This window comes from Acinetobacter sp. YH01010 (genome assembly GCF_013420775.1).
Taxonomy (GTDB): Bacteria; Pseudomonadota; Gammaproteobacteria; order Pseudomonadales; family Moraxellaceae; genus Acinetobacter; species Acinetobacter amyesii.
This window is the reverse complement of the sequence record NZ_VOYF01000006.1, coordinates 1-15,228: the sequence shown is the minus strand read 5'-3', so window position 1 is coordinate 15,228 and position 15,228 is coordinate 1. Positions and strand designations below refer to the sequence as shown.

At 41.3% G+C, this 15,228-nt stretch carries 13 protein-coding genes and 1 tRNA gene; 7 read left to right on the top strand and 7 right to left on the bottom strand.

Annotated elements, in window-relative coordinates:
- Positions 1-9: 9 nt before the first annotated feature.
- The 5 genes from ftsI to FTT77_RS06855 all read right to left on the bottom strand — a co-directional run bounded on the left by ftsI (position 10) and on the right by FTT77_RS06855 (position 5,562).
- Positions 10-1,836 carry a penicillin-binding protein PBP3 gene (ftsI, locus tag FTT77_RS06875; protein ID WP_180026113.1) on the bottom strand — a complete coding sequence of 609 codons (1,827 nt, stop codon included), beginning with the start codon at positions 1,834-1,836 and terminating at the stop codon, positions 10-12.
- 12 nt (positions 1,837-1,848) lie between these two features.
- A complete protein-coding gene (gene ftsL, locus FTT77_RS06870; protein ID WP_078189390.1) occupies positions 1,849-2,181 on the bottom strand; it encodes a cell division protein FtsL in 333 nt (110 codons plus the stop codon).
- A gap of 10 nt (positions 2,182-2,191) precedes the next feature.
- Positions 2,192-3,103 carry a 16S rRNA (cytosine(1402)-N(4))-methyltransferase RsmH gene (gene rsmH, locus FTT77_RS06865; RefSeq protein ID WP_180011304.1) on the bottom strand — a complete coding sequence of 304 codons (912 nt, stop codon included), beginning with the start codon at positions 3,101-3,103 and terminating at the stop codon, positions 2,192-2,194.
- Positions 3,104-3,288: 185 nt separating this feature from the next.
- On the bottom strand, positions 3,289-4,305 hold the full coding sequence (locus FTT77_RS06860) for a sulfate ABC transporter substrate-binding protein (RefSeq protein WP_180026114.1): 1,017 nt from the start codon (positions 4,303-4,305) through the stop codon (positions 3,289-3,291).
- Positions 4,306-4,554: 249 nt separating this feature from the next.
- Positions 4,555-5,562 (bottom strand): sulfate ABC transporter substrate-binding protein, encoded by a 1,008-nt coding sequence (locus FTT77_RS06855; RefSeq protein ID WP_180026115.1) that lies wholly within the window; start codon positions 5,560-5,562, stop codon positions 4,555-4,557.
- Positions 5,563-5,943: 381 nt separating this feature from the next.
- On the opposite strand from FTT77_RS06855, the gene FTT77_RS06850 reads away from it, so the two are divergent.
- The 4 genes from FTT77_RS06850 to FTT77_RS06835 all read left to right on the top strand — a co-directional run bounded on the left by FTT77_RS06850 (position 5,944) and on the right by FTT77_RS06835 (position 8,577).
- Positions 5,944-6,237, top strand: a complete 294-nt coding sequence (locus FTT77_RS06850) for a hypothetical protein (protein WP_180026116.1) — start codon at positions 5,944-5,946, stop codon at positions 6,235-6,237.
- 168 nt (positions 6,238-6,405) lie between these two features.
- Positions 6,406-7,914, top strand: a complete 1,509-nt coding sequence (gene gltX, locus FTT77_RS06845) for a glutamate--tRNA ligase (RefSeq protein WP_180109107.1) — start codon at positions 6,406-6,408, stop codon at positions 7,912-7,914.
- A gap of 91 nt (positions 7,915-8,005) precedes the next feature.
- Positions 8,006-8,081: transfer RNA gene (locus FTT77_RS06840), tRNA-Glu, on the top strand.
- Between the two features lie 154 nt (positions 8,082-8,235).
- Positions 8,236-8,577, top strand: a complete 342-nt coding sequence (locus tag FTT77_RS06835) for a hypothetical protein (protein ID WP_078189395.1) — start codon at positions 8,236-8,238, stop codon at positions 8,575-8,577.
- A gap of 25 nt (positions 8,578-8,602) precedes the next feature.
- On the opposite strand, the gene FTT77_RS06830 is transcribed toward FTT77_RS06835, so the two are convergent.
- The gene (locus FTT77_RS06830) at positions 8,603-9,574 is read right to left on the bottom strand and encodes a zinc transporter (protein WP_180026117.1); all 972 of its coding nucleotides are present in this window, start codon (positions 9,572-9,574) and stop codon (positions 8,603-8,605) included.
- A 355-nt stretch (positions 9,575-9,929) separates the two neighbouring features.
- On the opposite strand from FTT77_RS06830, the gene FTT77_RS06825 reads away from it, so the two are divergent.
- Complete coding sequence (locus tag FTT77_RS06825) at positions 9,930-10,340, top strand: SEL1-like repeat protein (RefSeq protein WP_180026118.1); 411 nt, start codon at positions 9,930-9,932, stop codon at positions 10,338-10,340.
- A gap of 64 nt (positions 10,341-10,404) precedes the next feature.
- Here FTT77_RS06825 and ettA read toward each other — a convergent pair whose 3' ends face one another.
- Positions 10,405-12,066: an energy-dependent translational throttle protein EttA gene (gene ettA / locus FTT77_RS06820; RefSeq protein WP_078189398.1), complete on the bottom strand. Its 1,662-nt coding sequence runs from the start codon at positions 12,064-12,066 to the stop codon at positions 10,405-10,407.
- 318 nt (positions 12,067-12,384) lie between these two features.
- On the opposite strand from ettA, the gene FTT77_RS06815 reads away from it, so the two are divergent.
- Both FTT77_RS06815 and FTT77_RS06810 read left to right on the top strand, forming a co-directional pair.
- The gene (locus FTT77_RS06815) at positions 12,385-13,662 is read left to right on the top strand and encodes an O-acetylhomoserine aminocarboxypropyltransferase/cysteine synthase family protein (protein ID WP_180026119.1); all 1,278 of its coding nucleotides are present in this window, start codon (positions 12,385-12,387) and stop codon (positions 13,660-13,662) included.
- Positions 13,663-14,062: 400 nt separating this feature from the next.
- Positions 14,063-14,950 (top strand): SDR family NAD(P)-dependent oxidoreductase, encoded by an 888-nt coding sequence (locus FTT77_RS06810; protein ID WP_078189400.1) that lies wholly within the window; start codon positions 14,063-14,065, stop codon positions 14,948-14,950.
- Positions 14,951-15,228 lie beyond the last annotated feature (278 nt).

Below are 15,228 nucleotides of genomic sequence, written 5' to 3'. Positions count from 1 at the left end.
CATCACCTATTACTGGATCTTAGGAGTGTCTAAAGGTTTATCTAATGGTACGTTCATTAAACGTAAAGACTCTTGCATTACACGAGCGAAAACTGGTGCAGCCACCAGACCACCGTAATACTGACCTGTCGGGTTTTCCACTACAACAATCATGGCCAAACGTGGATCACTCACTGGTGCAACACCGGCAAAGAGTGCTCGATATTCTGAAGTCGAATAGCCTTTACGGTCTGCACGTAATTTATGTGCTGTACCAGTTTTACCCGCCACGCGATAACCCGGAATATTGGCTTGACGTGCCGTACCACCCGGCAAGGTCACTGCTTCCATCATTAAAAGTACTTGATCAGCAATTTTAGGGTCAACCATCTGCTCACCTTTCGGCTTTTCCTCAAGCTTGTACAAGCTCAGTGGCATTTTGACGCCCTTATTGGCAATCATGGCATAAGCATCAGCCAGTTGGAGTACTGTAGCGTTCAAACCATAACCATAAGCCATGGTCGCTACTTCAGACACATTCCATTTACTCTTCGGCAAAATCAGACCAGCACTTTCACCGGGGAATTTCACCGCTGAACGTTGACCAAAGCCAAGACGTTGATAGAACGTTGGTAATGTTTCATAAGGGAGAGATAAAGCGATTTTTGCCACACCGACGTTAGACGATTTTTGAATAATGCCGCCCAAAGTCAGAGGGCCATAGTTATGCGTATCTCGGATAGTATGATTCCCTACACGCATAGAACCCGGTGTAGTATTTACCACCGTATTTGCCGTGTATTTACCGCTTTCCAATGCCATTGCCACGGTCATTGGCTTCATGGTTGAACCTGGCTCAAAAGAGTCAATCGCACCACGGTTACGCATGGCATCTTTATTTAAGACACCTTTTTTATCATTCGGGTTGTACGACGGCCAAGAGGTCATCGCTAAAATTTCACCTGTTTTGACATCCACGGCAATCGCTGTGGCAGAACGTGCGTTATTGGCTACGCCGGCTGCAGTCAACTCACGATACATAATGTATTGCAAACGTGAATCAATACTCAGCGTGATATTTTCACCCGACTCAACCTCTTTCACGATCTCAGGGTCTTTAACGCGGTTGCCTTTTTTATCTCGGACAATTTGCTGCGCACCATCTACGCCTGCAAGACGTTCATTCAATTGCATCTCTAAACCTTCGATGCCCATACCCTCACTATTGGTTAAACCAATAATTTGTGAGTTTGGCTGAGGCTGTGGATAGTAGCGCTTATAGTTTTTCTCGGTATATACCCCCTGAAAGTCACGTTTCATGATCAATTCAGCTTGTTGTGGTGGCACTTCTTTCTTTAAAACTAAATAACGTGAACGTGGACGCTCATTCATTTTGCGTCTCAGTTCAGCACGATCCATCCCTACAGCATCAGCGAGTTCATCTAAATTCAGATTTTTATCTGGTAATTGACGTTTTAACTTACGGTTGTTTGGATCTTTAGCCAATTCCACCGTAATTTCTTCAAAGAGTTTTTTATTGTCAAAATAATCACGTGGATCGATCACGATTTTCATGATCGGAGTACTAATGGCTAAAGGAACGCCGTGACGGTCATAGATTACACCGCGCATGGCTTTTAAGGTTTCAGTTCTTAAAATTTTGGCATTGGCTTTATTTTGTAAAAAGTCTTTATTGATGATTTGTACATAAAAAGCCCGCCCGACCAATGCAATAAAGCACAGTAAAACCACCGCCCACATCAAGTGATAGCGCCACATCTCCACCGAAATGGCTGTACGACCAGTAACAGACTGCTGTTTTTTACGCGGAGTTTGTTTGTTTCTCTTTTCAACCATGTGACCGGCAGCCTATTTTTTCTGTTCTGGAGTTTGTGGCAATGAAATAACAACGGTTTGTGCAATAGGAGGCGAATACATCCGTAATTGGGTAACTGCACGTGTCCCAATTTGGGCTGTTGCACCAAAAGTTTGTTGTTCGATCAGCAAACGTCCCCATTCTGCGTTGAGGTCATCCCTTTCACGCATATAGGTACTCAATTGACGATAATCTTGGCGATATTCAAAGACTTGAAACACCACCATAATCGCACTCACAAAAACCAAGAGCAATAAAATGCCGTATGTAATGATTTTCTTTGACTGCGATTGATCAGAGTTTTTTTCGATTGCTTCGGTTTTCATTCTTTGCCTTTTAAGCTAAACGCTCTGCCACACGAAGCCAAGCACTACGAGATCGTGGATTGGCTTTAACTTCTTCTTCACTTGCTTTAATTCGTGACACTTTTTTTAAGCGGCGGGTATCTTCGCGTTTTTGTGGTAAACCCCAGCCTGTGTCTTCTGCAAGTGTAGATTCTTTTTGAATAAATTGTTTAATTAAACGATCCTCTAAAGAGTGGAAACTGATCACTGCCAGAGTGCCTTCAGGTTTCAGCATCTCCACCGCTTGAGGTAAGAAGATATCAATATCGTCGAGTTCTTTGTTAATAGCAATACGAATTGCTTGGAAAGTTCGTGTCGCTGCATGTTTATTTTTTTCCCATTTCGGGTGGGCAACTTTCACGATTTCAGCCAATTGAGCTGTGGTTTCAATATACCCTGCCGCTTTAATCGCTTTAGCAATACGGCGGCTATAACGCTCTTCACCATATTTAAAAATAATATTGGCCAAATCTTCTTCTTCAATATCAACCAACCACTCTGCGGCTGTTGGACCTTGTGAATTGTCCATACGCATATCGAGTGGGCCATCTTTCATAAAGCTAAAGCCACGCTCTGCTTGGTCTAGCTGCGGAGATGACACCCCTAAATCCGCCATAATACCGTCGACCAAATCGATACCACGACTACGCAGTTCCTCTTTTAAATCGGCAAAACTAGCGTGAATGATTTTAAAACGCGCATCTTCTTGTTCTAATTCTGCTGCAACAGCCAACGCTTGCGGGTCTTTATCAAAGGCATAAACACGTGCGTTTTCATCTAATTTAGACAGTAATAAACGCGTATGACCACCACGCCCAAATGTGCCATCTACGAAAATTCCTGTATTGCGATCTGCCAGTAAAGCATCAACAGTTTCATGAAGTAATACAGAAATATGCGACATAAGGGTTCGTTCAACACAGCTAAAAATGTAACTGCACATTATTACCTTGTTTTAGCAAAGCTCCAAACGTCTTTTTGTACAGAAATATTACTTTCCATAGAGAAAACCGTTTTTATTTTTTGCCATCCATTAAAAAACCTCCCGAAGGAGGTCTTTGTACATCTCAAATCATAGATTTCGATGTATTAGCGCTTGTTATTGTAGATCTGATCGAAGATCGCACCATTCACAAAATGTGTTTGTTGTGCTTTTGCCCAGCCACCAAAGACTTCATCAATAGTAAAAGTTTTTAAAGGTGGGAACTGAGTTTTATATTTTGCTAAAACTGCTGCATTACGTGGACGATAGAAATGACGAGCAGCCATCTCTTGACCTAATGGAGAATAAAGATAATTGATATAGCCTTGAGCTAACCATTTATTACCATTTTTTTCGACAGTTTTGTCCACGATCGCCACTGAAGGCTCAGTCAAAATCGACATCGATGGATATACGATATCAAATTTATTTTTACCCAAAGTTTTTTGAGTAACTAAAGCTTCGTTTTCCCAAGTCAATAACACATCACCAATACCACGTTCTGCAAATGTAGTCATCGATGCACGTGCCGCAGAGTCCATCACTTTTACGTTATGGTACATTTTACCCACGAAATCTTTGGCTTTCGCTTCATTACCACCTGGCTGTTTCAAAGCATAACCCCAAGCTGACAAGTAAACCCAACGTGGTAGACCGCCAGTTTTCGGGTTCGGGGTAATAATTTGTACGCCCGGTTTGGTTAAATCAGACCAATCTTTAATATGTTTCGGGTTGCCCTTACGCACCATGAAGACAATCGTTGAAGTATATGGCGCTGAGTTATGTGGAAACTCTTTTTGCCAACCCGGCTGAATCTGACCAGACTTTACAATTTCTTCGATGTCATTGGCCAAGGCCAAAGTCACGACATCACCTTTTAAACCGTCTACTACAGAACGGGCTTGTTTGCCGGAACCACCATGTGATTGTTTAAATGCGACCATTTTACCGGTACGCTCTTTCCAATATGCACCAAATGACTTATTAAATTCGTCATAAAATTCACGCGTTGCATCATAAGAAACGTTTAAAAATTCACGATCAGCGGCCTGAGCAGACGCTGAGAAAGCAACACCAGTGGCAAGCAACGCAGCACTGAGCCACGCCTTAAATTGAGTTTTCATAACAGCCAGCATAAAGTTATATTCAATACTGCTAAATATATGAAATAAAGTCATAAATCGCAATTGCAGCGTGTTTAGACCCTTTGCTGAATACAGCTAACGCTACGAATTTAATTGTTTGTTTTTCATATTAAAATACACAAAAACAATCTACTTATTCCCTATATATAGATTTTTATGCATTACATATGCAAAAAAACGGATAACCCCAATTATCCGTTTTTACACCAATCAACTTTATTTGCAGACTTACTCTTTATTCTTTTCACTATAGATTTGATCGAAAATCGCACCATTCACAAAATGTGTCTTTTGCGCTTTTGCCCAACCTCCAAACACTTTATCAATGGTAAAGGTTTGAACTTTCGGGAATTGAACAGCGTATTTTGCTGTGGCTTTTGCATCGCGAGGGCGGAAGAAATATTTACCTGCCAGCTCTTGGCCCTTAGGTGAATATAGATAGTTTAAATAACCCTTCGCCAAATTTCGATTACCATTTTTGTCGACGGTTTTATCTACTACAGCCACCGAAGGTTCAGCTAAAATCGAAATAGACGGATAAACAATGTCATATTTATCTTTGCCTAAGCCCTGAGTCGCCAACAATGCCTCATTTTCCCAAGACAGCAACACATCTCCAATGCCGCGCTCAGCAAAGGTCGTGAGTGAACCACGTGCGCCTGAATCCAAAACTTTGACATTGCTATAGAGTTTTTTCACCAATTCTTTGGCTTTGGCATCATTGCCACCCGGTTGTTTTAAAGCATATCCCCAAGCTGATAAATAGATCCAACGCGGTGCCCCACCTGTTTTTGGATTTGGTGTAATAATTTCAACACCCGGTTTGGTCAGGTCATTCCAATCTTTAATTTTTTTCGGGTTACCTTTGCGCACCAAAAATACGATGGTTGATGTATACGGTGCAGAATTATGTGGAAATTGCTTTTGCCAGTTCTTATTGATTTGTCCGGTCGCCACAATTTCATCAATATCATTTGCCAATGCCAAAGTGACTACATCCGCTTGTAAACCCGTTGCTACTGCACGAGCTTGTTTGCCAGAGCCACCGTGAGATTGTTTAAAATTAATCTCTTGTCCTGTACGTTTTTTCCAATATTGTCCAAATTCTTGGTTATATTCCTGATAAAACTCACGTGTTGGATCATATGAGACATTTAAGAAATCTTTTGCGGCATATACCTGTACTGCTACCCCACCCAATAAAGCGAAAATACCCGATGCTATTATTTTTTTCATCTGCTCAAACTCAAATTGATCTTGAGAGCACTATATAAATCAAAAATAACTTTAACAATCAGCTATCTATAATATAAATTCAAATCTATTTCTGTTTTAAAGATATCTAAAAATAACGTATTTAAAGCTTTAATTCTGCTAATACAGCAACAATCAGAAGCGATCTCCATGCTATCTTCATAGTTGTTTGCTAAAACATCCGAAAATCTGGAGAAAACAGTCTATTTAGGTAATCCTAGTACAGACTTTTTTAGTTTTTTTGTAAAAATTGTGACGTAGTTCTACTTTTTAATTACGAAAGATGGTTAAATCGTAGTCTAAATATTAAAACTATTTTGCAAATAAAAAGTTCCATCACCAAAACTAGGGGGAGATTTGGACATGAAATTTTCATACGCACTATGCCTAGGCTTAAGTTTAATCGTGACTGCACAGACTGGTTTTTGTGCTGCAACCAGCACCGCATCGAATAACAAACTTACGATGCCTGCTGAACGTACATCATTGATCGAAAAAGCGATTAATCAGCAAAAATCTGAAGGCAAAGGCCGTACAGACGATAATTTAAAAGTACTTACGTCTATTAAAGCTGCACCGACTCAAAGTTTCTTTGCATCACAAAACCAAAGTTTTTCTCGTTTTGTTCAAGCCATTTTCTCTGGTAGCAACTCATAACGACATCAGCATATTGATGCTGCCCAAGCTATTGTTTTAGACCAGTTCCCCCACTGTCGTCTAAAAAACACTAAAAACGCCTGATCATTCAATGTTGAATTAAGCATTAAGTGATCAGGCTTTTTCGTTATAATAGATCCCAATTTACATTCTGATTAAAAGCTGATTATGACTGTTCGTACTCGTATCGCACCTTCTCCTACTGGTTTCCCGCATGTTGGGACTGCTTATATTGCATTGTTTAACTTATGTTTTGCGAAGCAACATGGCGGTGAATTTATTCTTCGTATTGAAGATACAGACCAACTGCGCTCTACCCCAGAATCTGAAAAAATGATTTTAGATTCATTGCGTTGGTTAGGTTTGAACTGGTCAGAAGGTCCAGATGTGGGTGGCCCTCATGCGCCATATCGCCAATCTGAACGTATGGACATTTATAAACAATATGCGTTGGAACTGGTTGAAAAAGGTCATGCATTCTACTGCTTCGCAACAGCAGAAGAACTCGATCAAATGCGTGCGGAACAACAAGCGCGTGGTGAATCACCGCGTTACGACGGACGTGGCTTAAAACACACTGCGGAAGAAGTGGCGCAGCGTTTGGCTGCTGGTGAACCGCATGTCATTCGTATGAAAGTGCCTGAAGAAGGGATTTGTAAATTTAACGATTTACTGCGTGGCGAAGTCGAAATTCCTTGGGCGCAAGTCGACATGCAAATTCTACTGAAAACCGATGGTTTACCGACGTATCACTTAGCAAACGTAGTTGATGACCATTTAATGGAAATCACTCACGTGATTCGTGGTGAAGAATGGATTCCCTCTGCGCCTAAACACCAATTATTGTACAAATATTTTGGTTGGGACATGCCGGTGCTTTGCCACATGCCGCTGTTACGTAACCCAGATAAATCAAAACTGTCTAAACGTAAAAACCCAACATCAATTAACTACTACAAAGACATCGGCGTTTTACCAGAAGCCTTGTTGAACTACTTAGGCCGCATGGGCTGGTCAATGCCGGATGAAAGTGAAAAATTCACTTTGGCTGAAATGATTGAACACTTTGACATTCAACGTGTATCACTAGGCGGTCCAATCTTTGATGTTGAAAAGCTAAACTGGTTAAATGGTCAATGGATTAAAGGTTTAACACCGGGTCAATTGCTCGATACCCTACTGGCTTGGAAATCAGATCGTAATACCTTGGAAGAAATTGCTGCTGCGATTCAACCACGTATTAATTTATTGTCTGAAGTAGTGAATTGGGCAGGTTTTTATTTCAACCAATTCCCAACACTCAGCAAAGAACAGTTTGAAAGCAAAAAATTGACTGAAGAACAAGTTCGTCAAAGCCTTCAATTTGCCATTTGGCGTCTAGAAAGCATGTTCACTTGGAACAATGACACTGTCAGCCAAACGCTTATGGATTTGGCGAACCAAATGGACATTAAACTTCGTGACTTCATGCCAACCTTCTTTATTGCTATTGCTGGTTCGACATCTTCGACACCGGTTATGCAATCGATGGTAACCATTGGTCCTGATTTAACCTTTGCTCGCTTACGTCATGCGCTTGAAATTGTGGGCGGTCCGAGTAAAAAAGAAACAAAAGCATGGGAAAAACTCAATGAAAGCCTAAAACTGCCGAAAAATGATGCAGTTGATGAAGCTTAATTGATTTTTTAGTTGACGGATGGGCGTTATCCCCCTAATATAGCGCCCATACCGAGAGATGGTGTCAACCAACTCTAAGTTGCCTCAAATTGTCCCTATCGTCTAGAGGCCTAGGACATCGCCCTTTCACGGCGGTAACCGGGGTTCGAATCCCCGTAGGGACGCCATATTCAAGGTGATGCAAATCATCTTATAAAAAACCCAAGCATTATGACTTGGGTTTTTTATTGCCTAAATTTTATCTGATTTAAATTTAAGGTATTTTTGCTTTCTGCGTCATTCTGATTAAAATAAACCATAGATTAAAATTATGGAGTTGCAATGCAATACCGTTGCCCTAAATGTCAAAGCCCTAAAATTATGCCTCTTGCGCAAGCAGGCCAGCCTGTTGCTCGTCCTGTCGTGCCTAAAAGCCTGATTATCCTCATCCCTGCGGTATTTATTCTTTTACTGTTGGTGATTATCAGCATCGCAATGTGGATTTTTGGTGACGGTGCAGGTACTACATTACAAACTGCGACTGTTGTTGTATTTATTGCCTGCTTGATTGCTGGCTTCATGTTCTATCGCGACCTGCCAGATTTCAAAATTTCAATGCAAGGTTTTATGCAATCACAGAAAAAATGGAAATGCCGCGAATGTAATCATGAGTGGGAAATCTAAGCAAGCCATTTAAATCACATCAGCATTAGTGCTGATGTGATTCATCATGAGAATGCGCGTGATCATCTTGATGATGCCCATGTGCATGATCAGACTTTTGGGTATGTTGGTGTACCACACATTCATCTTCTTCGATTTGTAATGTCATCTCCGTGATTCCATGTTCATGTTGCAACATTTCAATCGCCTCAAAATACAAGGCATTACGATCGGCTTCAGGTGCAAAGAGATGAACTGTCAAATGCACATTCTTTGATGTTATTGCCCAGACCTTTAACTGGTGAATACTCTCTACCCCATTGAGTGCCAATAAATCATTGCGTAACTTTTCTATGTCAATTTCTTCAGGCACGCCTTCTAATAAAATATTGATACTTTGTTTGAGTAAAATCCAAGTCCTTGGTAAAACCCAAAAGCCAATGAGCACCGCAATTAGTGTATCGACCCACATCCAGCCCGTAAAATAAATAATCGCTGCACCAATAATTACACCAACCGAACCTAGGGCATCACTCAACACTTCTAGATACGCCCCCTTCACATTCAAGCTTTCTTGTGAACTGGAAAATAAAATACGCATCGAGATTAAGTTAATGATCAAACCAATAACGGCGACAATCATCATGCCCATACTTTGAATTTCCGGCGGCGTTGAAAAGCGCTGATAGGCCTCATACAAAATATATATTGCAACTACAAATAACATCAAGGCATTAAACAAGGCAGCCAAAATCTCAAAACGCTGATAGCCAAAGGTGCGTTTGTTGTCAGCAGGAAGCTTGCCAATTTTAATCGCGACTAATGCTATAGCAAGGGCTGCGGCATCAGTGAACATATGTGCCGCATCTGACAATAGCGCCAAACTTTGTGTCACAAATCCAGCAATGACTTCAATAATCAAAAACATCGTGGTCAGTGCTAAGGCAAAACTTAATTTTTTGACATTCCCTTCCGTCACAACGGCATGGCTGTGGTCATGCCCATGATGCTCACTCATTATTTTCTGACCTTTATAAATTATATGTTCTTCAGTCTTGAAGCTTAACAGGTGCAGTAAACGTAATAAAATTACATGATTCAACCTTCAGTACTACGTTTTACCTTCAAACTTTAAAACTACTTTTTTCAGCATCTACTTTCAATTTATTAAAAATAATTTTTCGCGATCTAGATGACTGAAATTACTTATAAATATTTTTCAATACCTATTCACATATCATGACAAGCATGCTAATTTTCATCTTAAGTGTGATCTGTTTAAAACAATTAAATCATTCATCGCAGCGCACGAATGACTGCAATTAATATTTTTATTAATCAAGTAGTTATATTTAGAAACAAGGAGTTTAACAATGATGATACAAGCTCTGAAAAAAATCTATGCACTGTTGTCACAACAGATGAATCCAAAGTTGCAAGGAATGCACCTTTCGATTCCAGAAGCCGAAGGTGATTACGCCCAAGGGACTTATTTTGAAATTCTTGCAGCTCAACACCATCAAGACTTTCTCAGTCACCATACTATGGATTCAGCAGACCAATCCCCTACCGACTATCGCAATGCCATGTGGAATTTTTTAAGTGCCGCATTAAAAGGTCATAAAGATGCCCAATATCGCTTAGGTCTCGGTTATTTACGTGGAGAACTCGGCTTAGACCGCAATTATGAACTTGCAGAGCTTTGGCTCAGTAAAGCGGCTGCACAAGGCCATGAACAAGCAGACTACGTCTTACATCATGCCTATGAAGACATTATCGTATAGTCATTGCATCCTAAGTAATAAAAAACCAGCCCGCAGGCTGGTTTTTTTATTTTAAAACTGGAACTTAGTTGCCAATTTTGCGGTATTTTTGACGCTTTGCAACAAGGTCATCACCATCACGTTTACGACGGTATTCTTCAAATTCATGGTAGTTACCCGTGAAAAATTCAGGGGTTTCACCTTCAAATGACAAGATGTGCGTAGCAATACGGTCGAGGAACCAACGGTCATGCGAGATCACCATTACAGTACCTGGGAATACCAGAATGGCATCTTCAAGCGCACGTAAAGTTTCGATATCCAAGTCGTTTGATGGTTCATCTAGCAGGATAACGTTGGCACCCATTTGCAGGATTTTCGCAAGTTGTAAACGGTTACGCTCACCACCTGACAATTGACCTACACGTTTTTGCTGATCTTGACCTTTGAAGTTAAAGCGACCGATATACGCACGAGATGCGATTTCGTATTCACCAATCTTCAAGATGTCTAAACCGCCAGAAACTTCTTCCCAAACAGTTTTGTTGTCATCTAAGGTGTCACGAATCTGGCCGACATAAGCCACTTTAACCGATTCACCCAGTACCACAGTACCTGTATCTGGTTGTTGCTCGCCTGTCATCATACGGAACAATGTGGTTTTACCCGCACCGTTCTCACCCACGATACCCACAATGGCACAAGGTGGTACAACGAATGATAAGTCTTTATAAAGCGTACGATCACCAAAGGATTTACTAATACCTTCAACTTCTACAACTTTATTACCTAGACGTGGACCAGGTGGAATATAGATTTCAGACGTTTCATTACGCTGTTGGAATTCGCGTGAGTTAAGCTCTTCAAAACGCTCCATACGCGCTTTGTTTTTCTTTTGCTGACCTTTAGCATTTGAACGAACCCATTCAAGCTCTTTTTTCAATGCTTTAGCAAAAGATTCTTCTTGCTTCTGTTCTTGCTCTAAACGAGCATTTTTCTGCTCTAACCAAGAAGAATAGTTGCCTTGGTATGGAATACCCATGCCGCGGTCAAGCTCAAGAATCCACTCTGCCACGTTATCCAAGAAGTAACGGTCATGGGTAATCGCAACGATGGTGCCTGGGAAGTCTTTCAAGAAACGTTCTAACCAAGAGACTGATGAAGCATCCAAATGGTTCGTCGGTTCGTCTAGAAGCAGCATGTCTGGTTTAGACAATAACAAACGGCAAAGTGCAACACGACGGCGCTCACCACCAGACAACTTAGATACATCTGCATCCCAAGCTGGAAGGTTCAACGCAGCAGCAGCCTGATCCATTTGGTTGACAATGTTATGTGCATCCCATGAATGGATAATTGCTTCTAACTTCTCTTGTTCTTTTGCAAGTGCATCAAAGTCAGCATCTTCTGCTGCATATTCTGCAAATACTTCATCAAGACGCGCCAAAGCATCCAACGGTTCACGTAAACCGTCTTCAACGTTACCACGAACGTCTTTGCTTTCATCCAATGGCGGCTCTTGTTCAAGGTAACCAATTTTGATACCCGGTTGAGCACGTGCTTCACCTGAGAAATCTTTATCTACGCCCGCCATAATACGAAGCAAGGTAGATTTACCTGCACCGTTTAGACCAAGCACACCAATTTTTGCGCCTGGGAAAAATGATAAAGAGATGTCTTTCAGGATTTCGCGCTTAGGCGGAACCATCTTCGACACACGGTTCATCGTGTAAATATATTGGGCCACTTAGGACTCCTCAATAGTCAAAACATATACGGAACAACACAAAGTTGCCCCTGCTCAATTGAGCGAAAAAATAATCGGCTATTATACGCATAAAGTCGTGAAAAAATAAGGTTTCGCACACGGCTTCAATGCATTGTTACAAGTTTAATGGCGAACAAAATTTAAACATGCGGTTTTAGGCATGATTTCGCTCATCTTTAGCTGAAAATTTTTCAATAATATGAATAATTATGATATTCATTTTATAAATAAAGCACTTTTATTCATATATATAAGTGATAGACTGTTTAAAAACTAGCTCTCTTAGATGAAGTAATCATGACCTATAAAGACGAAACTTTAGCAATTCACGCGGGGTATACACCGGAGCCAACCACCAAAGCGGTTGCGGTGCCGATTTATCAAACCACCTCATATTCCTTTGATAACACGCAGCATGGTGCTGATTTATTTGACTTAAAAGTTCAGGGTAATATTTATACCCGCATTATGAATCCAACCACGGCGGTACTTGAACAGCGTGTTGCAGCGCTCGAAGGCGGTATTGGCGCTTTGGCCTTAGCCTCTGGTATGGCGGCCATTACATATGCGATTCAAACCATTGCTGAAGCAGGCGACAATATCGCTTCAGTTTCGACCCTGTACGGCGGCACATATAACCTGTTTGCCCACACCCTGCCGAAACAAGGCATTGAAGTTCGCTTCTTTGATTATCAAAACCCTGAAGCGCTGCGTAGCCTCATCGATGACAAAACCAAGTTGGTCTTTGTCGAATCTATTGGTAACCCATTGGGCAATATTATTGACCTCGAAGCAATTTCGAAAATTGCGCATGAATTTGGCATACCTGTAGTCGTAGACAATACTGTTGCCACACCTGTTCTGCAAAAATCATTTGAATTTGGTGCCGACATCGTGGTGCACTCACTCACAAAATATATTGGCGGTCATGGTAATTCGATCGGTGGCATCATCGTCGATAGCGGCAAATTTCCTTGGGGCAAATACCCTGAACGCTTTAAATCACTCAACATCCCTGATCCAAGCTACCACGGGGTCAATTATGTCGAAGCCTTAGGTGACGCAGCCTACATTGCCCGTGCGCGCGTGGTCCCGCTGCGTAATACAGGCGCTGCGATCAGCCCGCACAATGTGTTTTTGATCTTACAAGGTTTGGAAACCTTAAGCCTACGCATGGAGCGTCATACTGAAAATGCGCAAAAAGTGGCGGAATATTTACAAGCGCATCCAAAAGTAAAATGGGTCAACTACGCTGGCCTAAAAGACCATCCTCAGCATGCTTTGGCGCAAAAATATGTCAAAGGCAAACCATCTGCGATTCTTTCCTTTGGGGTTCAAGATGGCCTTGCAGGCGGCACGCGTTTCATCGATTCGTTGCAGTTATTTACTCGCCTTGTGAATATTGGTGATGCCAAAAGTTTAGCTTGCCATCCTGCGACCACGACACATCGTCAGCTCAATGAAGATGAACTCAAAGCAGCCGGTGTCAGCATTGATATGGTTCGTTTATCGATTGGGATCGAGCATGCAGATGACTTGATTGCCGACTTAGAGCAAGCCTTAGCTGCTGTTTAAACCACAAGTGCACAATCCACAGGTCTTATTTTTAAGGCCTGTTTTTATTTCCATTTCATTTAAATAACCACCCCCACATTATCCGCCTTTCAATTTTGCGCATCTATGGCCCTGCTTCTATATTTATTTACAATTTTATTTATCTTGAAAATCGACTTTTTTAGGTTGCAACGATGTGGATAAAAGCACTTCTCTTTCACATATTTATGTGTTAAAAAATGAGTAAATAGGGATTTTAATTTAGAGTAAAAACTCTAAATATTATTTTATTATCAATTACTTATATATGGCTTTTTTTTAATAAAACGCTATCATACCGCTGACTTAAAACAGCCCTGCACATAGCATTGTCGGGCCGATAAATGAATACAATAAAACTGATTTAACAGGGAACCTCATCGTGAATTCAAGACTTGAGAAACGTTTCGTTGACCGTGTCAACGGTAAGACCATTTTAATCACCGGTGCATCAAGTGGTATCGGTTTAACCACAGCGCATCGCCTTGCCAACGCAGGCGCACATGTTCTACTGGTTGCACGTACCAAAGAAACTCTTGATGCCGTAAAAGCTGAAATTGAAGCCACTGGCGGTAAAGCCGATGTTTTCCCATGTGACCTCAATGATATGGACTCCATTGATGCTGTGGCACAACAAATCCTCGCTTCCGTCGATCATATCGATATCTTAATTAATAACGCTGGCCGTTCTATTCGTCGTGCCGTACATGAATCAACCGATCGTTTCCATGATTTTGAACGTACTATGCAGTTGAACTATTTTGGCGCGGTACGTTTGGTGATGAACCTGTTGCCTAAAATGATGATTCGTCGTGAAGGTCATATCATCAACATCAGTTCGATTGGTGTATTGGCCAATGCAACGCGCTTCTCTGCATATGTTGCGTCTAAAGCCGCATTAGATGCTTTTAGCCGTTGCCTGAGCGCTGAAGTTCACTCGCATAATATTGCCATCACGTCGGTCTACATGCCATTGGTGCGCACGCCAATGATCGCCCCAACCAAAATATATAAATACGTTCCAACCCTTTCTCCAGAACAAGCAACTGACTTGATTGCCTATGCCATCGTGAAACGTCCGAAGAAAGTGGCGACCAATTTGGGCCGTCTGGCTTCAATCACCTACTCCATTGCACCTGACATTAATAACAAACTCATGTCGATTGGTTATAACTTGTTCCCAAGCTCTTCAGCGTCTATTGGTAAGCAAGAAAAACTCAATTGGGTACAAAAGGCATATGCTCGCCTATTCCCAGGTGAACACTGGTAAGACTTGACTCACCCCTAAAAAAGCCCTTTTGAGGGCTTTTTTATTGGGTTTTATGCAGCAACTTTGCTACATTGGGCTGAGATAAAATCAACTTTTATCAAATGGAGCGTAAAACTCTGTCCTTCAGGTCAGAGATATAAGCAACACGACATGAAGTGTCGTTTGATTTAACTAAGGACTATTTTCCTTGAGTTTTGATTGTTAATATAAGTACATGAAAACCCTTAAATTACGTATAAAAGACAAACATTGCAAGGTGTTAGACCAACTAGCATCAG

Bases quoted from the DNA above. Each gene is read 5' to 3' on its own strand.
- gltX (WP_180109107.1), top strand. From the start codon at position 6,406: ATGACTGTTCGTACTCGTATCGCACCTTCTCCTACTGGTTTCCCGCAT.
- ftsI (WP_180026113.1), bottom strand. From the start codon at position 1,836: ATGGTTGAAAAGAGAAACAAACAAACTCCGCGTAAAAAACAGCAGTCT.
- FTT77_RS06830 (WP_180026117.1), bottom strand. From the start codon at position 9,574: ATGAGTGAGCATCATGGGCATGACCACAGCCATGCCGTTGTGACGGAA.
- FTT77_RS06825 (WP_180026118.1), top strand. From the start codon at position 9,930: ATGATGATACAAGCTCTGAAAAAAATCTATGCACTGTTGTCACAACAG.
- FTT77_RS06860 (WP_180026114.1), bottom strand. From the start codon at position 4,305: ATGAAAACTCAATTTAAGGCGTGGCTCAGTGCTGCGTTGCTTGCCACT.
- rsmH (WP_180011304.1), bottom strand. From the start codon at position 3,103: ATGTCGCATATTTCTGTATTACTTCATGAAACTGTTGATGCTTTACTG.
- ftsL (WP_078189390.1), bottom strand. From the start codon at position 2,181: ATGAAAACCGAAGCAATCGAAAAAAACTCTGATCAATCGCAGTCAAAG.
- FTT77_RS06815 (WP_180026119.1), top strand. From the start codon at position 12,385: ATGACCTATAAAGACGAAACTTTAGCAATTCACGCGGGGTATACACCG.
- FTT77_RS06850 (WP_180026116.1), top strand. From the start codon at position 5,944: ATGAAATTTTCATACGCACTATGCCTAGGCTTAAGTTTAATCGTGACT.
- FTT77_RS06835 (WP_078189395.1), top strand. From the start codon at position 8,236: ATGCAATACCGTTGCCCTAAATGTCAAAGCCCTAAAATTATGCCTCTT.
- FTT77_RS06855 (WP_180026115.1), bottom strand. From the start codon at position 5,562: ATGAAAAAAATAATAGCATCGGGTATTTTCGCTTTATTGGGTGGGGTA.